Source organism: Agromyces sp. GXS1127, from assembly GCF_050565425.1.
Taxonomy (GTDB): Bacteria; Actinomycetota; Actinomycetes; order Actinomycetales; family Microbacteriaceae; genus Agromyces.
This window is the reverse complement of sequence record NZ_JBOCIG010000007.1, coordinates 253,745-276,508: the sequence shown is the minus strand read 5'-3', so window position 1 is coordinate 276,508 and position 22,764 is coordinate 253,745. Positions and strand designations below refer to the sequence as shown.

General features: G+C 73.7%; 19 protein-coding genes. 10 read left to right on the top strand and 9 right to left on the bottom strand.

All coding sequences use genetic code 11. The annotated features are described in order from the left end of the window. Positions 1-39: 39 nt before the first annotated feature. From ACQ393_RS14455 to ACQ393_RS14445, 3 genes are read left to right on the top strand one after another with little or no spacing between them, the layout of a single operon-like run. Entirely contained in the window at positions 40-633 is a 594-nt protein-coding gene (locus tag ACQ393_RS14455; protein WP_430647561.1) for a sulfite oxidase-like oxidoreductase, read from the top strand. Beyond that, positions 630-1,469 carry an FAD-binding oxidoreductase gene (locus ACQ393_RS14450; RefSeq protein ID WP_430647560.1) on the top strand — a complete coding sequence of 280 codons (840 nt, stop codon included), beginning with the start codon at positions 630-632 and terminating at the stop codon, positions 1,467-1,469. The genes ACQ393_RS14455 and ACQ393_RS14450 overlap by 4 nt, the downstream gene beginning before the upstream one ends. Then, entirely contained in the window at positions 1,469-1,726 is a 258-nt protein-coding gene (locus tag ACQ393_RS14445; protein ID WP_430647558.1) for a DUF6510 family protein, read from the top strand. Before ACQ393_RS14450 ends, ACQ393_RS14445 begins: the two co-directional genes overlap by 1 nt. Before the next feature lie 76 nt (positions 1,727-1,802). Here ACQ393_RS14445 and ACQ393_RS14440 read toward each other — a convergent pair whose 3' ends face one another. Then, positions 1,803-3,416 carry a DUF222 domain-containing protein gene (locus ACQ393_RS14440; protein WP_430647557.1) on the bottom strand — a complete coding sequence of 538 codons (1,614 nt, stop codon included), beginning with the start codon at positions 3,414-3,416 and terminating at the stop codon, positions 1,803-1,805. A gap of 76 nt (positions 3,417-3,492) precedes the next feature. Between ACQ393_RS14440 and ACQ393_RS14435 the strand changes: the two genes are divergently transcribed. Further along, positions 3,493-3,789: a DUF503 domain-containing protein gene (locus tag ACQ393_RS14435; protein WP_430647556.1), complete on the top strand. Its 297-nt coding sequence runs from the start codon at positions 3,493-3,495 to the stop codon at positions 3,787-3,789. A gap of 172 nt (positions 3,790-3,961) precedes the next feature. Here ACQ393_RS14435 and hutI read toward each other — a convergent pair whose 3' ends face one another. The 4 genes from hutI to hutH all read right to left on the bottom strand — a co-directional run bounded on the left by hutI (position 3,962) and on the right by hutH (position 10,507). Beyond that, positions 3,962-5,239, bottom strand: coding sequence for an imidazolonepropionase (gene hutI, locus ACQ393_RS14430; protein ID WP_430647555.1), 1,278 nt, complete (start codon positions 5,237-5,239; stop codon positions 3,962-3,964). Positions 5,240-5,294: 55 nt separating this feature from the next. Continuing rightward, positions 5,295-7,019: a urocanate hydratase gene (gene hutU / locus ACQ393_RS14425; RefSeq protein ID WP_430647554.1), complete on the bottom strand. Its 1,725-nt coding sequence runs from the start codon at positions 7,017-7,019 to the stop codon at positions 5,295-5,297. 196 nt (positions 7,020-7,215) lie between these two features. Continuing rightward, positions 7,216-8,796 (bottom strand): M23 family metallopeptidase, encoded by a 1,581-nt coding sequence (locus ACQ393_RS14420; protein WP_430647553.1) that lies wholly within the window; start codon positions 8,794-8,796, stop codon positions 7,216-7,218. Positions 8,797-8,917: 121 nt separating this feature from the next. Beyond that, the gene (gene hutH / locus ACQ393_RS14415; RefSeq protein ID WP_430647552.1) at positions 8,918-10,507 is read right to left on the bottom strand and encodes a histidine ammonia-lyase; all 1,590 of its coding nucleotides are present in this window, start codon (positions 10,505-10,507) and stop codon (positions 8,918-8,920) included. An 83-nt stretch (positions 10,508-10,590) separates the two neighbouring features. Between hutH and ACQ393_RS14410 the strand changes: the two genes are divergently transcribed. Next, a complete protein-coding gene (locus tag ACQ393_RS14410; protein WP_430647551.1) occupies positions 10,591-11,364 on the top strand; it encodes an IclR family transcriptional regulator in 774 nt (257 codons plus the stop codon). 25 nt (positions 11,365-11,389) lie between these two features. Here ACQ393_RS14410 and ACQ393_RS14405 read toward each other — a convergent pair whose 3' ends face one another. The 4 genes from ACQ393_RS14405 to ACQ393_RS14390 form a co-directional block, all read right to left on the bottom strand. Then, the gene (locus ACQ393_RS14405; RefSeq protein WP_430647550.1) at positions 11,390-11,989 is read right to left on the bottom strand and encodes an antibiotic biosynthesis monooxygenase; all 600 of its coding nucleotides are present in this window, start codon (positions 11,987-11,989) and stop codon (positions 11,390-11,392) included. 62 nt (positions 11,990-12,051) lie between these two features. Further along, entirely contained in the window at positions 12,052-13,059 is a 1,008-nt protein-coding gene (locus ACQ393_RS14400; protein ID WP_430647549.1) for an alpha/beta hydrolase fold domain-containing protein, read from the bottom strand. A 123-nt stretch (positions 13,060-13,182) separates the two neighbouring features. Continuing rightward, entirely contained in the window at positions 13,183-14,412 is a 1,230-nt protein-coding gene (locus tag ACQ393_RS14395) for a hypothetical protein (protein ID WP_430647548.1), read from the bottom strand. A 113-nt stretch (positions 14,413-14,525) separates the two neighbouring features. Next, positions 14,526-15,053 carry a GNAT family N-acetyltransferase gene (locus tag ACQ393_RS14390; RefSeq protein ID WP_430647547.1) on the bottom strand — a complete coding sequence of 176 codons (528 nt, stop codon included), beginning with the start codon at positions 15,051-15,053 and terminating at the stop codon, positions 14,526-14,528. Between the two features lie 292 nt (positions 15,054-15,345). Here ACQ393_RS14390 and ACQ393_RS14385 point away from each other — a divergent pair, with 292 nt between their 5' ends. From ACQ393_RS14385 to paaZ, 5 genes are all read left to right on the top strand, one after another. Beyond that, entirely contained in the window at positions 15,346-17,517 is a 2,172-nt protein-coding gene (locus ACQ393_RS14385) for a DEAD/DEAH box helicase (protein ID WP_430647546.1), read from the top strand. 218 nt (positions 17,518-17,735) lie between these two features. Beyond that, positions 17,736-18,938: a thiolase family protein gene (locus ACQ393_RS14380; protein WP_430647545.1), complete on the top strand. Its 1,203-nt coding sequence runs from the start codon at positions 17,736-17,738 to the stop codon at positions 18,936-18,938. Further along, positions 18,935-19,717: an enoyl-CoA hydratase/isomerase family protein gene (locus ACQ393_RS14375; RefSeq protein ID WP_430647544.1), complete on the top strand. Its 783-nt coding sequence runs from the start codon at positions 18,935-18,937 to the stop codon at positions 19,715-19,717. The genes ACQ393_RS14380 and ACQ393_RS14375 overlap by 4 nt, the downstream gene beginning before the upstream one ends. Positions 19,718-19,770: 53 nt before the next feature. Further along, positions 19,771-20,583 carry a 3-hydroxyacyl-CoA dehydrogenase family protein gene (locus ACQ393_RS14370; RefSeq protein ID WP_430647597.1) on the top strand — a complete coding sequence of 271 codons (813 nt, stop codon included), beginning with the start codon at positions 19,771-19,773 and terminating at the stop codon, positions 20,581-20,583. 61 nt (positions 20,584-20,644) lie between these two features. Beyond that, positions 20,645-22,759 carry a phenylacetic acid degradation bifunctional protein PaaZ gene (gene paaZ, locus ACQ393_RS14365; RefSeq protein ID WP_430647543.1) on the top strand — a complete coding sequence of 705 codons (2,115 nt, stop codon included), beginning with the start codon at positions 20,645-20,647 and terminating at the stop codon, positions 22,757-22,759. Positions 22,760-22,764: the final 5 nt, after the last annotated feature.

Sequence of the window (22,764 nt, the reverse complement as noted above, 5' to 3'; positions counted from 1 at the left end):
CGGGCGTCACTATCGTGAGACCGTCGGAGAGGGGCCGCCATGTCGTTCATCACCAGGGGATTCACGGGTCGCGGGCGCGAACGGGACGACCGATTGCCACCCGGGCAGACGCTCGTCGGCGACTTCCCGGTGCTGTCGGCCGGGCCGACGCCCGACATCGACACAGCGGACTGGGAGTTCACGATCCGCACCGAGTCGGGCGCCCAGCACTCGTGGAACTGGGATGAGCTCATGGCCCTGCCGATCGAGGACGTCACGACCGACATCCACTGCGTCACGCATTGGTCGAAGCTGGGCACCGGATGGCGCGGAGTCGCCCTCGACACGCTGTTCGAGGGCGTCGACACCGACTACGCGTACACGATGGCGCACAGCTACGGCGGGTACACGACCAACGTGCCGCTCGACGACCTGCTCGACGGCAAGGCGTGGATCGCGTTCGAGTTCGACGGGGAGCCGCTCGACCCCGAGCACGGTGGACCGGCTCGTTTGCTCGTGCCGCACCTCTACTTCTGGAAGAGCGCGAAGTGGGTGCGCGGCCTCGTGATGATGGAGGACGACGAGCCCGGGTTCTGGGAGCAGAACGGGTACCACCTCCGCGGGGACCCGTGGAAGGAGGAGCGGTACTGGTGAGCGACGCATCGGAGCCGTCGGCCGTCGGCGGCCCGACGGGTGGTGCGTCCGTCGCCGGTTCCGTCGCGCCGCCCTCGGGTTCGACGCGCGTCGCGGTGCCGCGGGCGGGATGGCACGTGGCGACGGTGGCGCGCACGCGCCGCGAGACTCCCAGCGCCGCTCGCCTCGACCTCGAGGTCGACGGATGGCCCGGCAACGCCGCCGGTCAGCACCTCGACGTGCGGCTGACGGCCGAGGACGGCTACACCGCGACGCGTTCGTACTCGATCGCCTCGTCGGGTCCGGGCTCGCGGGTCGTGCTCGCGGTCGACGAACTTCCGGATGGCGAGGTCTCGCCGTTCCTCGTCGAAGCGGTGCGGCCCGGCGACCGGCTCGAGGTGCACGGTCCGCTCGGGGCGTTCTTCGTGTGGCGGCCGCAGGCGGCCGCCGGTGCACCCCGGCCGGTGCAGCTGATCGCGGGCGGGTCGGGAGTGGTGCCGCTCTTCGCGATGGCGCAGGCGCATGCCGATGCCGACGACCCGACGCCGTTCCGGCTGCTCTACGCGGTGCGGACGCCGGAGGACGTGTACTTCGCGGAGGAGCTCGCGGCCCTGGCAGCCGCGCGGGCGCCCTTCCGGCTCGACGTCGTCTACTCCCGCCGGGTTCCGGACGGCTGGCCGACGCCGCCCGGGCGGATCACGCGCGAGCAGTTGGAGGCCGCCGCCATCCCCGCCGCCGACCGGCCCATCGTGTACGTCTGCGGTTCGACGGGGTTCGTCGAGCGGGTGGCGTCGTGGCTGATCGACCTGGGGCACGATCCGCGCGACATCCGCACCGAGCGTTTCGGAGGAACCTGATGACCGGTCACGTCGACGGCAATGCGATCGCCGGACCGCTCGCCGACTTCTTCTCGTTCGACCCCACGACGGCCACCGGGCGCTGTCGGGCGTGCGGCACCGTCGCGGAGCTCGCCCGGGCCATGGTCTACGTGAGCGGTGCGGGAACGGTCGTGCGGTGCGCCACGTGCGACCACGTGCTCGCGGTGCTCGTCGACACGGGGGAGCGCGCCTGGATCGACCTCGGTGGCGTCACGGCGATCGAGGTGCGGCGGTGATCTGCGCAGCCGCGGTGCTGAATCGCGGGCAGGGCTGAATCGTCGGCGGGGCTGAACCGGCCCGCGCGCGAACCGATCAGAAGGGTGGAGCGCCGCCGGTCGGTGGTCGGGCGGTCATCGCGTCACGGCGCTGAGGGCCATGACGCTCATTCACCGATGGGCGTCTCGGTGTCGGCGGCCGCAGCCTGCTCGGCGTCGGCGCGCGTCGCTCACTCGGCGCGGCCGGCATCGCCGGGGCCGGCGTCGGCGTGGCCGGCGTCGTCGCGGCCGATGTCGGCATCGCCTGCGTCGGCATCGATGGCATCGCCGATGCGGTCGATCCGGTCCCCGGCCGACGGTCGGGGATGTGCATCGCCGGCTCGGTGACGTGAAGCCGACCGGCGGGCGACCGCCACTCGATCGCGCCGTCTTCGCGATGGCGCAGCGACCACGACGTCTGGTGCTTCAGGTGATGATGCGCCGCGCAGAGGTGGGCGAGGTTGTAGAACGCCGTCGGGTTGCCGTCGGCCCAGTCTTCGGAATGGTCGAGATCGCACCCGATCGCCGCCCGGTTGCAGCCCGGGAACCGGCACGTCTCGTCGCGCACCCGGAGCCACCGTGCGAGATCGGCGGGCGGACGATACGACGCGCGATCGACGTCGAGCACCGTGCCCGAGACCGGATGCGTGAGCAGCCTCGTGAAGGACGGCGCGTGCGCCGCGAGTTCCCGTGCGACCTCGGGCGAGATCGGCCCGTACCCGTCGAGTTCGCCGGGGGCGTCGTCGTGGCCGAGGAGGGTCATCACCGGAACGGTCACGTGCACCGTGGGTCGGATGCCTGCGGCCGCGACGTGGAACGCGTCGCCGACGGGCGGCACCCCGTGCAGCAGCAGGTCGCGCACGACATCGGCGCGCAGCTGATCAGGGGTCCGAGGGTCGGGATCGGCCGTCGAACCGGTCCCTCTCCCAGAGTCGGCGTCGGTGCCGGCAACAGCGCGGGAAGCGGAGCCCGAGCGACCGGACGCCTCGAGCCCGATGCGCTTCAGGCGATTCCGGATGAGATGGGCGTCTTCGGCCGGAAGGTACACGTGCAGCCACGCCATGCCGTCGCGAGCGGGCTCGAGCTCGACCCGACGTTCCGCTCGGGCGCTCGCATGCCGCTCGGCCAGGGTCTCGGCGAGCACCTGCTCTCGGAGTCGGCGAGCCGCGCGGCGCAGCGTCGCGGCGGTGACGGTCTCGGCGCGAGCGGCGAGTTCCGCATCCAGACGGGCCAGCGCCTCGGGATCATCGAGATCGGCGGTCTCATCGACGACGACCCGCGCGTGCGATTCGTCGAGACGCCCGCAACGGAGGCCGTCGAGCGTGGCAGGGAGCCGCGTCGAGAGGGTCCACGCCTCCGAGACGAGCCGCGACATCGTGCGCTCGGGGACACGCAGCGCCGTCGCCAGTTCGGCGATGACGGCCCGGCGAGCCATCTCACGTCGCCCCTGCGCGTCGAGTCGCACCGACGTGAATGCCGCGGCATTGCGCATCGCGACGTCGACCGCGAGGTTGAGCACGTCGACTCGCATCGCCGCCTGCATCGCCTCGATCCGCCGGGTGGTCACCGCCGCGTCGACCAGGTCGGACAGGCTCTGCTGGGCGCACGCGTAGGGCGACGGGTCAGGCGCAGCGCTCGCCGACTCGAGCGGATCTGCGAGTGCGGCGGGCATGTCTCCAGCCTACCGTTCTTCGAACATATGTTCTAGTGTTGTGGGCGAACCAGAAAACGAGTGGAAGGCTGAGGGGGTGTGGATCGCATGGATCGAGTTCGACCTCCTCCTCGGCGACGTGCACTCGCTCAAGCAGAAGCGCGGGGTGCTCCGGCCGCTCATCGCGGGACTGCGGCGGCTGACCGAGGCGTCCGTCGCCGAAGTCGGAAGCCACGACCTGCACCGGCGTGCCTCGATCGGCCTCGCGGTCGTCTCCGGCGATGCCGGTCACGCCACCGAGGTGCTCGACCGCGCCGAGCGGCAGGTCGCGGCTCACCCAGAGTTCACGCTGCTGTCGGCTCGACGCCGACTGCGCCGCAGCGACGACGATTGAGCACGCATCGCGACTGAGCACGCGTCGCGACTGAGCACGCGTCGCGACTGAGCATGCATCGTGCCGCAGCGGCGGTGCGCAGTGGCAGTGGCAGCGGCAGCGAGTGGGCAGCGGCAGCGGATGTCGCGGACGGCGGTCCGTCGGGCGCGTCACCGCACCGACCCAACGCACCTCACGCCACGCGCACCCCGTCCTTCCAGGTCTCGGCCACGAGCGGGACGCCCGGCCGATACGCGAGGTGGACGTGCGACGGCGCATCGAGCACCGCGAGATCGGCGCGCGAACCGGGCCGCAGCGCGCCGGCATCCGCTCGACGCAGTGCCGCCGCGCCGCCCGCGGTCGCCGACCACACGGCCTCGGCGGGGGTCATCCCCATGTCGCGCACCGCGACCGCGATGCAGAACGGCATCGAGCTCGTGAAGCTCGAGCCGGGATTGCAGTCGCTCGCGAGCGCGACCGTCGCACCGGCGTCGAGGAGCCGGCGGGCGTCGGGGTAGGGCTGCCGGGTCGAGAACTCGACGCCGGGAAGCAGCGTCGCGACGGTCGATGAGCCGGCGAGCGCCGTGACATCCGCATCGCTCAGGTAGGTGCAGTGGTCGACGGATGCCGCGCCGAGCTCGACCGCGAGCCGGACGCCCGGTCCCTCCCCGAGCTGGTTGCCGTGCACGCGCACGCCGAGTCCGGCGGCACGCCCCGCCTCGAGCACGCGCCGCGACTGCGCCTCGGTGAAGGCACCGCGCTCGCAGAAGGCGTCGACCCAGCGCGCGTGCGGCGCGCAGGCGTCGAGCATCTCGCCGACGACGAGGTCGACGTACGCGTCTGCGCCCGGGCCGTCGGGCTCGCGGTACTCGAAGGGCACCACGTGCGCGCCGAGGAACGTGACCTCGTCGGTGGCCTCGGCGGCGAGGCGCACCAGGCGCTCCTCGTCGGCCACGCTCAGCCCGTAGCCCGTCTTGACCTCGAACGTCGTCGTGCCCTGGCCGTGCAGCTCGGCGACGAAGTGCCCCAGCCGGGCTCGCAGCTCGTCGTCGGACGCCTCGCGGGTCGCCCTGACGGTGGAGCGGATGCCGCCCGCCTCGTAGGCGCGGCCGGCCATGCGGGCGGCGAACTCGTCGGCCCGATCTCCCCCGAACACGAGGTGGGTGTGGCTGTCGACGAAGCCCGGGATGACGGCGCGGCCACCGAGGTCGATCACCTCGACGTCGGCATCCCAGAGCGCGCGATGCTCGTCGCCCTCCCGGCGCTGCTCGCGGTCATGGCGAAGCTCGGCCTCGTCCGCCGACGCGTGCACGGCGGCGCCGACCCAGGCGATGCGGCCGTCCTCCACGAGCACGGCCGCATCGCGGACGATGCCGAGCGGTCCGCCGTCGCGATCGGGTGCGGGGTCGTTCGTGACGAGTTCGCCGATGTCCGTCAGCAGCATCCGCCGAACCGCGCCGCCGTCGCTCATGCCTGCATCCCGCCTCGACTCATCGGGTCCGCGCGTCGCCGCGCCGCCGCACCGCTCATGCCTCCATCATGGGCACGACCAGCCCGCGCTCGCGCGCAACCTCGACGGCGCGCTCGTACCCCGCGTCGACGTGCCGCATGACGCCCGTACCGGGATCGTTCACGAGCACCCGGGCGATCTTCTCGGCGGCGAGGTCGGTGCCGTCGGCGACGACGACCTGGCCCGCGTGGATCGAACGCCCGATGCCGACGCCCCCGCCGTGGTGGATCGACACCCAGGTCGCCCCCGAGGCAGTGTTGAGGAGCGCGTTGAGCAGCGGCCAGTCGGCGATCGCGTCGGAGCCGTCGGCCATCGACTCGGTCTCGCGGTACGGCGAGGCCACCGAGCCCGAGTCGAGGTGGTCGCGGCCGATCACGATGGGCGCCGAGAGCTCGCCCGAGGCGACCATCTCGTTGAACTTCAACCCCGCGAGGTGGCGCTCCTGGTAGCCGAGCCAGCAGATGCGCGCGGGCAGGCCCTCGAAGTGGACCTTCTCGCCGGCCTGCTCGATCCAGCGCGCGAGCCCGGCGTCGTGCGGGAAGAGCTCCATCACGGCGCGGTCGGTCCTCGCGATGTCCTCCGGATCCCCGGAGAGCGCGGCCCACCGGAACGGCCCGCGTCCCTCGGCGAACTGCGGCCGGATGTACGCCGGGACGAAGCCGGGGAACTCGAACGCCCGGTCGAAGCCGCCGAGCTGCGCCTCGGCGCGGATCGAGTTGCCGTAGTCGAACACCTCGGCGCCGGCGTCCTGGAAGCCGACCATCGCGGCGACGTGCTTGGCCATGCTCCCGCGGGCGCGGACGGTGAAGCCCTCCGGGTCCCGCTCGGCCTCGGCATGCCAGTCGCCGAAGGCGACGCCGACCGGGAGGTACGAGAGCGGGTCGTGGGCGCTCGTCTGGTCCGTCACGACGTCGACCTGCAGGTCGCCCGCCTGGTGGCGGAGGAGCAGTTCGCCGAACACCACCGCGGCATTCCCGACGACGCCGACCGAGCGAGCCACGCCGGCGTCCTTCGCCTCCACGACGCGTGCGATCGCGGCGTCGAGGTCGGCGGCGACCTCGTCGAGGTAGCCGTGCTCGACGCGACGACGGAGCCGCGACTCGTCGACGTCGACGATGAGCACCGCGCCGCCGTTCATGGTGACGGCGAGCGGCTGCGCGCCGCCCATGCCGCCGCAGCCGGCCGTCAACGTGAGGGTGCCCGCGAGCGTCGCCGTCGCGGCATCCGCACCTCGCTTCTCGGCCAGCGACCGCGCCACGGCCGCGAATGTCTCGTACGTGCCCTGCAGGATGCCCTGCGTGCCGATGTAGATCCAGGAGCCGGCGGTCATCTGGCCGTACATGGTGAGGCCGAGCTGCTCGAGCCGGCGGAACTCGGGCCACGTCGCCCAGTCGCCGACGAGGTTCGAGTTCGCGATGAGCACGCGCGGCGCCCACTCGTGCGTGCGGAACACGCCGACGGGCTTGCCCGACTGGACGAGCAGGGTCTCGTCGGGCTCGAGCTCGCGGAGCGTGCGCACGATCGCGTCGAAGGCCTCCCAGCTGCGTGCGGCCTTGCCCGTGCCGCCGTAGACGATCAGCTCCTCCGGGCGCTCGGCGACCTCGGGGTCGAGGTTGTTCATGAGCATGCGCAGCGGCGCCTCGGTCTGCCAGCTCTTCGCGCTGAGCTCGGTGCCGCGCGCGGCGCGGACGGTGCGGGGGCCGGTGACGGCGTCGGCATCGGTGGGTGCGGCGGTGGTCATGCTCCGATCCCACACCCTCGCGGGGCGGTCGACAACGGATGCCGCGGGGCGGGCGTCCGGGATCCCGGACGCGGTGCGCTGGCCGGGGCGCGTGGGCGCGGCGGCGCGGGCGTGGTGGCGTGGGCGCGGCGGCGTGGCTGCGGCGGCGCGGGTGGCGTCCGGAGGGGGAGCGGGGAGTGCGGCGGGCCGACCGCGCTCAGCCGAGGCGGACGCCGCGGGCGGCCATGAACGGGATCGCGTCGGTCGCGGTGCCGTCGAGGCGGACCTCGAAGTGCAGGTGGCACCCGGTCGACGCGCCGGTGCTGCCGACCGCTCCGATCAGCTCGCCGGCGGCCACGGCCTGGCCCTCCTCGACGAGGATGCCGCCGTCGCGCAGGTGCGCGTAGCCCGTGGTGACCCCGTCGCCGTGGTCGATGAGGATCCAGTTGCCGTACGTCCCGTTGGGGCCGGCTGCGACGACGACGCCGTCGGTCGCGGCGAAGACGCCGGTGCCGCACTGCGCCGCGACGTCGGTGCCGCGATGGAACTCGTTGACGCCGGGGAGCGGCTTGTCGGGGCGGGGCCCGAATCCGTCCGTGATCGACCCGGAGGTCGGCGACGCCCATCCCTGGTCGCTCAGCTGACCGCCGTCGACCGGGATGTTCGAGAAGGTCGAGACGATCTCGGAGGACGAGGCGAGCCGGCTCTGGGCGCCGTTCACCGCGGCCCGAGCTGCGGAGACGACGCCCTGGGCGACGAGCACGTCGTTCTCGAACCGATCGATCGGGATGGCGTCGACCGCCTCCCATGCCGCGGCGGCACGATCCTCGGCCGCCGTCGCGTCGGCGTCGCGCCGCTCCGCGATCTCGCGCAGGCGATCGGAGTCGCCCGCGAGCTTCTGCACGCGCTCCATGCCGGCGAGTCCGGCGAGCAGGTCCTTGCCCGAGCTCATCGCGGCGGCCATCGAGCGCATCGCGGCGCCGTCGCCCTCGACCGCGTCGAGGTAGACGCTCGCCGCGGTCTCGGCGACGTGCCGGGCGTCGGCCGCCCGCTCGTCGAGGCGCTCGGCGACCGCACGGGCGACGGAGCGCGTGCTGCGGGCCGACGCCAGGGCGGACTCGGCGCTGCGCAGCTCCGTCATCGCGCGGTCGAGCTTGGTCCGGAGTCCCGCGAGCGCAGCCGTGCGCGAGTCGGCCGAGCCGACCGTGGTGACCTCGACCATCCGCGCGACCGGCCCGTCGCCGACGAGCACGAACGGGGCGGACACACCCGACGCATACGGCGTCGCCGTGGGCGACGGGGCGGGCGTTGCGGTCGGCGTCGGCGTCGGCGTCGGCGTCGGCGTGGGCGTCGGACCGGGGGTGGGCGTCGGCGTCGGAGTGGGTTCGGGGTCCGGCGTGGGAGTGGGTGTCGGTGTCGGTGTCGGTGTCGGAGTGGGTTCGGGGTCCGGCGTGGGGGTCGGCGTCGGAGTCGGCGTCGGGGTCGGGGTGGGCGTCGGGGTCGGGTCGGTCGCCGGTTCCTCGGTCGCCGGCGGATCGGTCGGCTCGGTGCCGTCGTCGGCGGTACCGTCGGAGCCCGACGCATCCGGCGTCGGCTCGGCCGTGGGTTCGGACGTCGCGGTCGCGCCGTCGGCCTCGCTCGAGACGGAGGTCGTGCCGATCTCCTCGGCGCCTGCGGGAGCGATGGCGGACATGCCGAACAGCAGCCCACCGGCGATCGCTGCGATCGCGGCGGTGCACTTCCGGGCGGGCCTCGCTCGGAACGGGTCTCGCTCGTCGACGTCTCGGGTGTGGAACATAGGGCTTCCTGCGACCGGCAACCGCGCCGGCACCCCCCAAGTCTGCCCTCTCCCCCGAACCGCGCACAAGCGTTGCGTTGCCCGGGCCGGTCCCCCGTTCGGGGTGCAGTCCGCGCAGACGTCAGGCGACGGCGACGACGGATGCGGCGCGATCCCGTACCTCGCCCGATCGGACGGCCTCGACGAGGCGCTCGATCTCGGGCGAAAGGAACCGGTCCTCGCCCGGGATCGCGCCGCTCGCGGCGACGAGTTCGACGACCGCGCCGGTCGCGGCACCCGGCTCGAGCGGGGCCCGGAGCAGGAGCCCGCGCGCGGCCGTCATGACCTCGATCGCGATGACGCGGGACAGGCCGTCGAGCGCCCGTCGGAGCTTCCTCGCGGCCGCCCAGCCCATCGAGACGTGGTCCTCCTGCATGGCCGACGACGGGATCGAGTCGACCGAGGCGGGCGCCGCCAGGCGCTTGAGCTCCGAGACGATGCCGGCGGCGGTGTACTGCGCGATCATGAGGCCCGAGTCGACGCCCACCTCGTGCGCGAGGAACGGCGGCAGGCCGTGGTTGCGCGCCTGGTCGAGGAACCGGTCGGTGCGTCGCTCGCTCATCGAGGCGACATCCGCCACCGCGATCGCGAGGAAGTCGAGCACGTATGCGACGGGCGCGCCGTGGAAGTTGCCGTTCGACTCGACCCGCCCGTCGGGCGTGAGCACGGGGTTGTCGACCGCGCTCGCGAGCTCGGCGTCGGCGACGGATGCCGCGTGCGCGAGCGTGTCGCGCGCGGCGCCGTGCACCTGCGGCGCGCAGCGCAGCGAGTACGCGTCCTGCACGCGCGTGCACTCCGGGCCCTTGTGGCTCGCGACGATCGGCGACGCCGCGAGCAGGTTTCGCAGGTTCGCCGCCGAGACCGCCTGGCCGCGCTGCGGCCGGAGCTCGTGCAGGTCGGCGGCGAACACCGCGTCGGTGCCCATGAGGCCCTCCACGCTCATCGCCGCGGCGATGTCGGCCGTCGCGAGCAGCGTGCGCAGGTCGTGGATCGCGAGCGCGAGCATCCCGAGCATGCCGTCGGTGCCGTTGATGAGGGCGAGGCCCTCCTTCTCGCCGAGCCGGAGCGGCGCGATGCCGGCGTCGGCCAGGGCCGAAGCGGCATCCGTCGGCGCGGTGTGCGCACCCTCGGACCCGGTGCCGCGCACACGCACCTCGCCCTCGCCCATCGCGACGAGCGCGCAGTGCGCGAGCGGCGCGAGGTCGCCCGAGCAGCCGAGCGAGCCGTACTCGCGGACGACCGGCGTGATGCCCGCGTCGAGGATCGCCGCGTACGTCTCGGCGGTCTCGCGGCGCACGCCCGTCCGGCCCGTCATCAGCGTCGAGAGGCGCAGCAGCATGAGCGCGCGCACGACCTCGCGCTCGACCTCGGGCCCCGAGCCGGCGGCGTGCGAGCGCACGAGGCTGGCCTGGAGCTGCGCACGGCGGTCCTCGGCGATGAAGGTCGTGGCGAGCGCGCCGAAACCCGTCGAGATGCCGTAGTGCGGCTGCGGGTCGGCCGCCAGGTCGTCGATGACCGCGCGGCTCGCGGCGACCGCGTCGAGCGCGGCGGGGTCCAGTTCGACGCGGGCGTCGTGGCGGGCGACCGCGACGACGTCGTCGATCGAGAGCGGTCCGGTGCCGACGGTGACGGATGCCGCGGTGCGGGCGGCTGCGGGCGCGATCGTGCTCATGGTCCGATTCCACACGGTCGGCGCGCGCGGCGGAACGCGGGGGAGTACGCTGCCGTCCGGGATACCGGACGAAGGGCGATGGCATGTCGGAGGCGTCGAAGGTGCCCGCGGCCGACCAGGTGCTGCGGATCCTCAGCCACCTCGCGGCGCAGCGCGGACCCGTGCCCGCCGCCTCGATCGCGACCGCCCTGGGCCTGCCCCGCTCCACCACGTACCACCTGCTCGGCGTGCTCCAGGAGCGCGGCTTCGTCGTGCACCTGCCAGAGGAACGCCGGTACGGGCTCGGCGTCGCCGCGTTCGAGCTCTCCAGCGGATTCAGCCGGCAGCAGCCGCTCACCCGGCTCGGCCGCCCGCTCGTCGCGGCCCTCGTCGACCGTCTCGGCGAGTCCGGACACCTGGCCGTGCTGCACGGTCGCGACGTGCTGTACCTCGTCGAGGAGCGCGCCCCGCGGCGGCCCTCGCTCGTCTCCGACGTGGGCGTGCGCCTGCCTGCGCACCTGACCGCCTCGGGACGCGCGATGCTGCAGGCACTGCCGCCCGCGCAGCTGCGAGCGCTCTACCCCGATCGGGCCGCGTTCGCCGACCTGCCCTCGACGACGGACGCCGCGCCGTGGACGTACTCGAGGCTGAAGGCCGTGCTCGCCGAGGCGCGCGCCGCGGGCGTCGCGGGCGAGCACGGCGAGGTCACGCGCGGGCTCGCGTCGGTCGGCGCCCCGGTGCTCGACCACCTGGGCTGGCCGGCGGCGGCGATCGCCGTGACGTTCGCCGAGGACGCCCCGTCCGAGCTCGTCGAGGCGGCCGCCAGGGGCGTGCAGGATGCCGCGGCGACGCTGTCGCGGCGAATCGGCGCGCGCTGACCGCGGGGACGCGGCCAGTGGCCGATCACCCGGCCCGCGATGGGGCCAGCCAGCCCCGCAGCATCCGGGTCACCCACGGCAGCACCCAGTAGGTCATGATCGGCGTCAGGACGAGGGTCGTGATGAGCACGCGCAGCGCGATCGGGACGTCCTCCCACCAGGGCGCGAGCGCGATGAGCAGTGAGAACGCCAGGTTCACCGGGAAGAACCCGAGCCAGATGCTGACGGCCTGCTTCCAGCGCGGCGGTGCGGGCGGCAGCGCGGCATCGGCCGGCCCCGCGCCATCCGTCACCGCCGGCACCGACCCCGTCGCCGGATCGTCGAACCAGCCCTCGATGCCCGTGCGGCGCTTCGCACGCTCGGCGCGCACGAAGTCCCGACCCATCTCGAGCCACCACGTGCGCTCGGGCGAACGCTCCCACGCCTCGAGGGTCTCCTCGTTCGCGAAGCGGTAGAGCATGTGCCACACGTCGGAGTCCTCGCCGGCGCGGACCCACCCGGACCCGAGGAAGCCCGGGTAGCGGTTGGCGAGGTTCACGCCGGTCTGCACCCAGACCGTCGCCTCGGCGATGCGGGCGGGGTCGACCTCGCGGCGGATCGACACGGTGATCGGTTCGGCGGCCATGCCTCCATCACAGCGCATGCGCGTGTCGGGGAGGTTGCCGGGGCGCTGGAGCGGCCGCCGGATCAGCCGAGGTGGGCGTGCAGGAAGGCCGCGACCCGCTCGCGCAGGGCTGCGTCGAGGATGCCGATCGAGTGCGCCTCGCCCGCGACGACCGCGAGCTCGACCTCGACCGCCGAGGCGCCGAGCGTGTCGGCGAGGCGCTGCGACTGTGCGAGCGGGATGATCTCGGACTCCGCGTGGCCGATGAAGAACGGGGGATCCGTCGGATCGACCCAGGCGGTCGGCGACGCATCGATCGCCTGCGGGCAGGCCTCGTCTGCCGTGCCCGGCTCGCAGCCGAGGAACTCGCCGACGATGCCGCGGAACCAGTCGGACGCGGCATCCGCATCGAGCTCGGGCAGGCCGAGGCCGACGGGGCCCGAGAGTTCGGCGACCGCGGCCACGCGCGACCCCACATCGAGCGGCCCCTCGCCGAGGGTGCCGAGGAGCGCCGCGAGGTGACCTCCCGCCGAGCCGCCGAAGACGCCGATGCGCGCGGGGTCGACGTCGAACCGGTCGAGCTGGTCGGGCTCGCGGAGCCAGGCGACGGCCGCCGCGACGTCGTCGACCTGCGCCGGGTACACCGCGTCCGGCACGAGCCGGTAGTTCACGGATGCCGCGACGAAGCCCTCGCTCGCGAGCCACAGGCAGACGTTGCGCCAGTCGGCGTTCGCCTTGTCGCCCCGCGCCCAGCTGCCGCCGTGCACGGAGACGACGGCCGCGTTCGTGCCCGCGATCGCGGATGCCGCCGGGCGGCACACGTCGAGGGTGAGGATCGTGCCGTCGTCGGCCACCGCGTACTCGAGGTCGACATCGACACGGAGGTCGGCCGGCGGGTCGAAGGTCCGGATGCCGATGATGTCGTTGCCCGCGACCTCGCTCGAGGCCTGCCGCGCCGTCGGGTCGAGCTCGCGGAGCGGCTGGTGGAACGCGGACGCCACGGCGGCGACCGCGAGCGCTGCGCTCACGGCGAGGGCGATCCGCACCGTCCGGCGACGCCGGCTCGGGCGAACGCCGGAGAGTCGGGTCATGGGTGGGGGCTCCGGGTTCGGGGGTGAGGTGATGCTACCTCAGGATCGTCGCCGGGCAGACACCCGATCGGGCGGTGTCCGGGCGGTCTCGGAGCGCCCCGCGTCCCGCGCGCGGCGGACCGATCAGCCCATCGGTTCGCCCGTCGCGGGATCGAGGATCACCGCGGCGTCCTCGTACGGGGCGTCGAGCAGCACGAGCACCCGGACCGGGCGCTCGCCCGAGTCGTCCGCCACGGGCGAGCGTTCGACCGACACGATCACCGAGTCGGGATCGGCGATGCCCGAGCGATCCCGGGCCGTGGCGATGAACTCGGGGACGCGCGTGAAGTCGACCTCGTCGGCGTCGAAGAGGGCCGCCGCCGGATCCTCCGGCTGGATCGGCTCGGGGCCGCCGTGCGAGGTGCGGTCGTAGCGGTACTCGTACCCGTCGATCGTGAGCGCGCCCGGCGAGCTCGGTGCGGACGCGAGCGCGTAGTCGACGTAGAAGCCGATGCGCACGAACTCCGTGCCGCCGGTCTCGCGCACGAGCGCGTCGACCACGTCCCGGTGCCGATCGCCGAGCACGACCCCGGCCGTCGACAGGTCGCCGGAGGCGACGGCGCGGGACAGCCGGCCGATCGAGTCGAACGCCGGCACGAGCACGACGACGGCGGTGACTGCGGCCACGAGCGCGAGCAGCGCGGTGCGCCACGGGCGTCGCGCGGTCGCGGCGGTCGCGGGGGTCGGGGCGGTCGCGGGGTCGCCTCGCCCGGACCCGTCGTCGGCGGCGTCGCGTCGAGCGTCCGGGTCGCCGTCGGGCGCCGAGCCGCCCCACGGCGGCGCGTCCGCGGCGAGCGGCACCGTCCGCTCGCTGCCGCTGCGCAGTCGTTCGGCATCGCGGAGGCGCGCCCAATCCGCCGTCGGGGCGAGGTCGAGCACGACCCCCGCCGCCGAGTCATCCGGTCGTCGCACGACGACGATCGAGCCCGGCTGCAGCTCCGCGAGGTCCGTCTGGCGGACCGTCGCCCGGAGCGCGGTCCGGTAGGCGGCACGGTCGTGCGGGGCGACGGTGAGTTCGAGGTCGACGGGCGCGCGGCCGTCGGGAGCGCGGCCGTCGGACACGGAACCCCGCTGCATCCGCTCCACGCGCGCGAGCGCGGGTGCTCCGGCCGTCGGACGAGTGACGGATGCCGCGGCGCCCGCGTCCCGGACGGCACGGCTCGCGCTGCGGAGGCCGGCGAACACGGCGACGACGATCGAGACCGGCAGCGCGAACGACCAGGCGATGACGTAGCGCGGATCGCCCGTCGCGATCGCGCCGAGGATGCCGCCGACGGTGACGCCGGCGGCGACGGCGGCGAGGAACGCGAGCATGCGGGACCTCCCGGGTCGTGGTGCGATCAGCATGCCCGGTCGAGGGTGCCCGGCGCACCCACCCGATCGGAGGGCATCGCGCGGGGCCGGGGCGGCCGCGCGCCGCGCTGCCGCTACTCGCCGACGGCGAGCGGACGGTCGTCGAGCAGGTCGGTGCCGAAGCCGACGAGCGACTTCGCCATGCAGATGCTCGCGGGCACCCCCACGTACCGTCCGAACGGCTCCACCCGCCGGTACCCGTGCTTGGCGTAGAGCGCCTGCGCGGGCAGGTGCTGGCTGCCGGTCTGCAGCACCAGTTCGCGGATGCCGCGGCCGGAGGCATCCGTCTCGACCTCGTGCAGGAGCCGGCCGGCGATGCCCGTGCCGCGCGCGGACTCGTCGACGAACATGCGGGCGATCTCGGCGCGACCGGGGCCGTGCGCGCCGTCGTCGATGAGGGCGATCATGCCGATGGCCGCGCCGTCGCCGTCGCGGGCGACGAAGACCGTGACGCCCGGGTGCGCGAGCTCCGCCGCATCGAGCTGCACGCACCCACCGCCGGCGGGGTAGAGCGCACGCGAGTAGGAGGAGCCGGCCTCGAGCAGGCGCGGCACCCCGGCCGCGTGCGGCGGCTCGATGGAGATCGACGGCGGTGTGGTCACGACGAGAGCGTACGACAGTCTCGTTACCGCGCCGTTACGTTCCCGCGGCGGAATGGGGCGTGAAGGGGATTCACAGGAGGGTGTCCGGTATCGTTGGGAGGTCGGTTCTGGACACCGTGCACGTCGCACGGATGGGTTTGTGAGTCTCGAGGGCCGGTTCCTCGCGCAGTCCGCGCGCGGATAGTCACCGTATGTGAACGGCCCCGGTCGACGAAGCTCCCGGGTTCTCAGTCGTGCTGCGCGCCCGCGCGGCCGGTTGCCATGTACACGCAATGCAACCCAGGAAGCCCCGATGCCCAAGAACAAGAAGCCCGCCGGCGGTCGCCCCGCCAAGAACTTCGACCCGTCGTACGCGAAGAGCTCGCGCCGCAGCACCCCGCGTGCCGGCGGTGCGCAGAAGCCCGGCTCGCGCAGCCCGGGTCACCGCGGATACCGCCCCGAGGAGGCCGAGGCCCCCAAGGTGCGCTGGAGCCGTGAGGAGCGGGTCGCCAGCGGGCGCACCCCGCACCGCGCCGAGCGTGCCGGGCGCGACGACCGTGGCGCACGCGACGACCGCGGTGCGCGTTCATACGGTCGCGACGACCGCGCGCCGCGCCGGTTCGACCGCGACGAGCGCCCTGCGCGTTCGTTCGACCGCGACGAGCGCCCTGCGCGTTCGTTCGACCGCGACGACCGCGCCCCGCGCCGGTTCGACCGTGACGACCGCGCCCCTCGTCGTTCCGGCCGCGATGAGCGCCCGGCGCGCTCCTTCGACCGCGACGATCGTGCGCCGCGCCGGAACGCCCGCGACGAGCGCCCTGCGCGTTCGTTCGAGCGCGACGACCGGGCCCCGCGTCGTTTCGACCGGGACGACCGGGCCCCGCGTCGTTCCGACCGGGATGAGCGTGCGCCCCGCCGCTTCGACCGCGACGACCGTCCGGCGCGTTCGTTCGACCGCGACGACCGCGCCCCGCGCCGGTTCGACCGTGACGACCGCGCACCCCGTCGCTTCGACCGCGACGAGCGGCCCGCGCGTTCGCACGATCGCGACGACCGCGCTCCCCGCCGCGGCCGCGAGTTCGACCGCCCCGGCTTCCGCGACTCCGAGCGCCGTCCGTCGTCGTTCTACCCGGCCAAGGAGAGCGCCGAGCGCAGCGACCGCGCCGGGCGCTTCGCGCCGGCCGACGACGTCGTGCTCGAGCGCCTCGAGGCCGACGCCATCCAGGCCGAGCAGGTCGACGGCGTCCGCTTCGCCGATCTCGGACTCGGCGGCAACATCGTCCGCGCACTGAGCGACCTCGGCGCGGAGACGCCGTTCCCGATCCAGGCCGCCACCATCCCGGTCGTGCTCGAGGGCCGCGACGTCCTCGGCCGTGGCCGGACGGGCTCCGGGAAGACCATCGCGTTCGGCGCCCCGACCGTCGAGCGGCTCATGCAGGACTGGGCCGCCGCGGGCAAGTCGGGCGGCAAGCGCCAGATGGGCCGCAAGCCCCGCGCCCTGATCCTCGCGCCGACGCGCGAGCTCGCCCTGCAGATCGACCGCACCGTGCAGCCCATCGCCCAGAGCGTCGGCCTCTTCACCACCCAGATCTACGGCGGCGTCCCGCAGGGCCGACAGGTCGGCGCGCTGCAGCGCGGCGTCGACATCGTGATCGGCACCCCGGGTCGCATCGAGGACCTCATCGAGCAGGGACGCCTCGATCTCTCCGAGATCCGGATCACGGTGCTCGACGAGGCCGATCACATGTGCGACCTCGGGTTCCTCGAGCCCGTGCAGCGCATCCTGCGCCGCACCGCGGAGGGCAGCCAGAAGCTGCTGTTCTCCGCGACGCTCGACACCGGCGTGGCCGCGCTCGTCGACGAGTTCCTCGTCGACCCGGCCGTGCACGAGGTCGCCGGCGAGGACCAGGCATCGAGCACGATCGAGCACCGGGTGTTCGTCATCGACAACCGCGACAAGCGCGACATCGTGGCGAGCCTCGCCGACCGCAACGGCAAGACGCTGATCTTCTCGCGCACCCGCGCGTTCGCGGAGGACCTCGTCATGCACCTCGAGGACGCCGGCATCTTCGCGGTCGCCCTCCACGGCGACCTGAACCAGGCCAAGCGCACGCGCAACCTGCACCAGCTCACGAACGGACGGGTCGACGTGCTCGTCGCGACGGACGTCGCCGCCCGCGGCATCCACGTGGACGACATCGACCTGGTCATCCAGGCCGACGCGCCCGACGAGTACAAGACGTACCTGCACCGCGCCGGCCGCACCGGCCGCGCGGGTCGCGCGGGTCGCGTCGTCACGCTGACCCCGCGGAACCGCCAGCGTCGCCTCGCCGAGCTCCTCGACCGCGCCGAGATCGAGGTCGACTTCGAGGACGTCCGCCTCGGCGACGAGCTGTTCGCCGACCTCGGCCCGATCCGCACGGCGGCCCCCGCCGCCGCGGTCGCGTCGGCCGACGAGGACGCGCCCGACGCGCCCGTCGCGTAACGCCGCCCCCGCGGCATCCGCCTGCCCCCATCGCACGAAGGCCCCGACCACCCGGTCGGGGCCTTCGTCGTCGGTCCGGCCGTGCTCGACTGGCGGATGAGGCATCGGTTCGGCATACTTACTGACTGAACGGTCGGTTGTGAAAGCAGCCGGAACGGATGACGCGGACGCCGCCCGGCGGCGTGCGACGGTCCCGACAGCGCGGTCAGGAGAAGAGCATGGCGGAGGCGTATCTCGTCGGCGGGGTGCGGACCCCGGTGGGTCGGTACGGAGGCGCGCTCGCGAGCGTGCGACCCGACGACCTCGCGAGCCTCGTCGTCGGCGAGGCGATCCGTCGAGCCGGGCTCGAGCTCGACGCGATCGAGGAGGGCGCGATCGACGAGGTCATCCTCGGCGCCGCGAACCAGGCCGGCGAGGACAACCGCAACGTCGCCCGCATGTCGGTACTCCTCGCCGGGCTCCCCGACTCGGTGCCCGGCATCACCGTGAACCGCCTCTGCGCGTCGGGCATGTCGGCCATCACCATGGCCGCGCAGGCGATCCGCGCCGGCGACGCCGACCTCATCGTCGCCGGTGGCGTCGAGTCGATGACCCGCGCGCCCTGGGTGCAGGCCAAGCCCGAGAAGCCGTGGGCGAAGCCCGGCGAGGCGTACGACACGTCGATCGGCTGGCGCTTCCCGAACGCGAAGCTCCTCGCGCGCGACAAGGCCACGTTCTCGATGCCCGAGACGGCCGAGGAGGTCGCGCGCATCGACGGCATCACGCGGGAGGAGGCCGACGCCTTCGCACTCCGCAGCCAGCAGCGCGCCGCCGCCGCGATCGACGCCGGCCGCTTCGAGGCCGAGATCGTCGGCGTGCCGACGGCGCGCGGCGAGGTGCTCGTCGACGAGGGCCCGCGGCGCGACACCTCGCTCGAGGTGCTCGCGGGGCTCCGCCCCGTGGTGAAGGGCGGCAGCGTGGTCACCGCCGGCAACTCGAGCTCGCTGAACGACGGCGCGAGCGCGATCGTCGTCGCGAGCGCGTCGGCCGTCGAGCGCTACGGCCTCACCCCGCGTGCGCGGGTCGTGGTGGGAACCTCGGCGGGCCTCGCACCCGAGATCATGGGCCTCGGGCCCGTGCCCGCGACCGAGAAGGCGCTCGAACGCTCCGGCGTCTCACTCGACGACATCGGGTCGATCGAGCTCAACGAGGCGTTCGCGACGCAGTCGCTCGCGTCGATGCGCCGACTGGGGCTCGACCCCGAGCGGGTCAACGCCGACGGCGGGGCGATCGCCCTGGGGCATCCGCTCGGCTCGTCGGGAGCGCGGCTCGTCGTCACGCTGCTCGGCCGCATGGAGCGCGAGGGCTCGCGCTACGGTCTCGCGACGATGTGCGTCGGCGTCGGCCAGGGCAGCGCGCTGATCGTCGAGGGCGTTCGATGACCGCGCCGGATGTCGCGGTGTCACCCGACGCGCCCCAGTCGCTCCTCGTCGAGCGACGCGACGACCGCGTCGTCGCGACCCTGAACCGGCCCGACAAGCGCAATGCGATCGACCAGGCCACGATCGACGCCATCCACTCGCTGTGCGCCGAGCTCGAGGCCGAGCCGCGCATCCTGATCCTCACCGGCACCGACGGCGTGTTCGCGTCGGGAGCCGACATCGCGCAGATGCGCGAGCGCACCGCCGCCGACGCCCGCTCGGGCATCAACGCGAACGCGTTCATCCGCATCAACGAACTGCCGATGCCCGTCATCGCCGCGGTCGACGGCTGGGCGCTGGGTGGCGGGGCCGAGCTCGCGTTCGCGGCCGACATCCGCATCGCCACGCCCGATGCGAGGTTCGGCAACCCCGAGACCGGGCTCGGCATCATCCCCGCCGCGGGGGCGACCTGGCGGCTCAAGGAGATCATCGGCGAGGCGCGCGCGGCCGAGCTGCTCCTCACCGGGCGGATCGTCGACGCCGCGGAGGCGCTCTCGATCGGGCTGATCACGGCCGTGCACCCGACCGCCGACCTCCTCGACGAGGCGCACGCGATCGCCGACCGCATCGCGAAGAACGACCCCGCGGCGACCATGGCGACCAAGCGCGTCATGCGCGCGCCGCGCGCCGACCACCCGCACGTCGACCTCGAGGAGCAGGCGGTGCTCTTCGAGAGCCCTGAGAAGCACCGCCGCATGACCGAGTTCCTCGAACGGCGCACGAAGAGGAGTGCGAAGTGACCGACACGACCACGACGGCACCCGAACGAGTCGGCGTCCTCGGCGGCGGCCGTATGGGCGCGGGCATCGCGCACGCCTTCCTCCTCGCGGGATCGAACGTCACCGTCGTCGAGCGCGACGCGGACGCCGCGGAGGCGGCCCGCACGCGCGTGCTCGAGTCCGTCGCGGCATCCGTCGCCCGGGGCACGACCGACGAGACCGCCGAGGCGCTCGGGGCTCGGTTCGCGGTGGCGACCGATGTCTCCGACTTCGCCGGCTCCGACGTCGTCGTCGAGGCCGTGCCCGAGGACCTCGACCTGAAGCTCGACGCGATCACCCGGGTCGAGGCCGTGCTGGGGGCGGATGCCGCGCTCGCGTCGAACACGTCGTCGATCTCGATCGACGAGCTCGCGGGCCGGCTCGAGCGACCCGAGCGGTTCCTCGGCCTGCACTTCTTCAACCCCGTGCCCGCCTCGGCGCTCGTCGAGATCGTGCGCGGCACCGCCACCGACGGCGCGCTCGTCGAGGAGGCGCGCGGCTGGGTCGAGGCGATCGGCAAGGCGCCCATCGTCGTGCACGACGCACCCGGGTTCGCATCCAGCCGACTCGGCGTCGCGCTGGGGCTCGAGGCGATCCGCATGCTCGAGGAGGGCGTCGCCTCCGCCGAGGACATCGACACCGCGATGGTGCTCGGCTACAAGCACCCCGTGGGCCCGCTGCGGCTCACGGACCTCGTCGGACTCGACGTGCGGCTCGGCATCGCCGAGTACCTCGCGGGCGAGCTCGGCGACCGATTCGAACCGCCCGCCCTCCTGCGCCGCATGGTCGCCGAGGGCAAGCTCGGTCGCAAGACCGGCGAGGGCTTCCACCTGTGGGACGCGCAGTAGTGCGGGTCTCGATACGCGCCGCCTTCGGCGGTGCGACTCGACCACCGAGGAGAGAAACACGATGACCGGCATCCTGCCCAGCTACATCCGCGACGCGTGGTGGACTCCCGACGCGTCGGCCGAGGCCTCCGCCACCGAGGTGCGCGACGCGTCGACCGGCGAGCTCGTCGCGCGCGTCTCGACCGAGGGGCTCGACCTCGGCGCCGTGCTCGAGCACGCCCGCACGGTCGGCCAGCGCTCGCTCGGCGAGCTCACGTTCCACCAGCGCGCCGTGCTGCTCAAGCAGATGGCGCTCGCGCTCACCGAGCGCAAGGCCGAGCTCTACGAGATCTCGGCGCGCGCCGGCGCCACCAAGCGCGACTCGTGGGTCGACATCGACGGCGGCATCGGCGTGCTCTTCACGTACTCGTCGAAGGGGCGTCGCGAGCTGCCGAACGCGAAGGTCGTCGTCGACGGCCCGGTCGAGCCGCTCTCGAAGGACGGGTCGTTCATCGGCCGGCACGTCTACACGCGCCTGCCCGGCGTCGCCGTGCAGATCAACGCCTTCAACTTCCCCGTGTGGGGCTCGCTCGAGAAGTTCGCGCCGGCGTTCCTGGCCGGCGTGCCGACCGTCGTCAAGCCCGCGACGCCGACCGGCTACCTCGCCGAGGCGTTCGTGCGGATCCTCGTCGAGTCGGGGCTGCTGCCCGAGGGCTCGCTGCAGCTCGTGTCCGGCAGCGTGCCCGACCTGTTCGACCACCTCCGCGTGGGCGACCTCGTCGGCTTCACCGGCTCGGCCTCGACGGCCGAGCGGCTGCGAGCGCACGACTCGGTTCAGACCGGCGGCGTGCGCTTCACGAGCGAGACCGACTCGATCAACGCCTCCGTGCTCGGCACCGACGCCGTGCCCGGCACGGCCGAGTTCGACGCGTACGTCGCGCAGCTCGTCGTCGAGATGACCTCGAAGGCCGGCCAGAAGTGCACGGCCATCCGCCGTGCGATCGTGCCCGCGGCATCCGTCGGCGCGGTCGTCGACGCCGTTCGGGCGCGACTGGCCCAGAAGGTCGTCGTGGGCGACCCGCGCACCGAGGGCGTCACCATGGGCCCGCTCGCCTCGCTCGCACAGCGAGACGAGGTGCTCCGGCAGGTTCGCCGGCTCCAGGAGGCGGGTGGCGAGCTCGTGATCGGCTCGACCGAGGCGCCTGAGGGTGTCGCCGCCGACGGTGCGTTCGTCGCGCCCATGCTGCTGAGCTTCGCGGATGCCACGGCCGACGCGGTGCACGAGGTCGAGGCGTTCGGCCCCGTGGCATCCGTCATCGCCTACGACACCATCGACCAGGCGGTCGACCTCGTCACCCGCGGAGGCGGCTCGCTCGTCACGAGCGTCGCCACGCACGACCCGGACGTCGCGGTCGCACTCGCGTCTGGGATCGCCGCGATGAACGGCCGCCTCCTCTTCCTCGACCGCGACGATGCGCGCACGTCGACCGGCCACGGCTCGCCTGTGCCGCATCTCGTGCACGGCGGCCCCGGCCGCGCCGGCGGCGGCGAGGAACTCGGCGGCATCCGCGCGGTGCACCACCACATGCAGCGCACCGCGGTACAGGGTTCGCCCGCGATGCTCACCGCCCTCACCGGCGTGTGGCACTCGGGTGCGGAAGCCCGGCCGTACGCCGAGACCGGCGAGGCGCACCCGTTCCGGAAGTCGCTCGCGGAGCTCCGCATCGGCGACCAGGTCGCGTCGCCCTCGCGCACCGTGACGCTCGAGGACATCGAGACGTTCGCGAACTTCACCGGGGACACGTTCTACGCGCACATGGACGAGGCGGCCGCGGCGGCGAACCCGTTCTTCCCGGGCCGCGTCGCGCACGGCTACCTGCTGGTGTCGTGGGCGGCGGGCCTGTTCGTCGACGCCGCGCCCGGGCCGGTGCTCGCGAACTCGGGCCTCGAGAACCTGCGCTTCATCACGCCGGTCTCGCCCGGCGACGAGATCCGCGTCGAGCTCACGGCGAAGCAGATCACGCCGCGCGAGACCGACGAGTACGGCGAGGTGCGCTGGGACGCGGTGCTGAAGAACCAGCGCGACGAGCTCGTCGCGACGTACGACGTGCTGACGCTCGTCGCGAAGGAGCAGGCGGGCGAGGGCGCAGCCGACGGCGCGTCGGTCGAGTCGGGCGCCCAGCCGCAGCCGGCCTAGTCCCC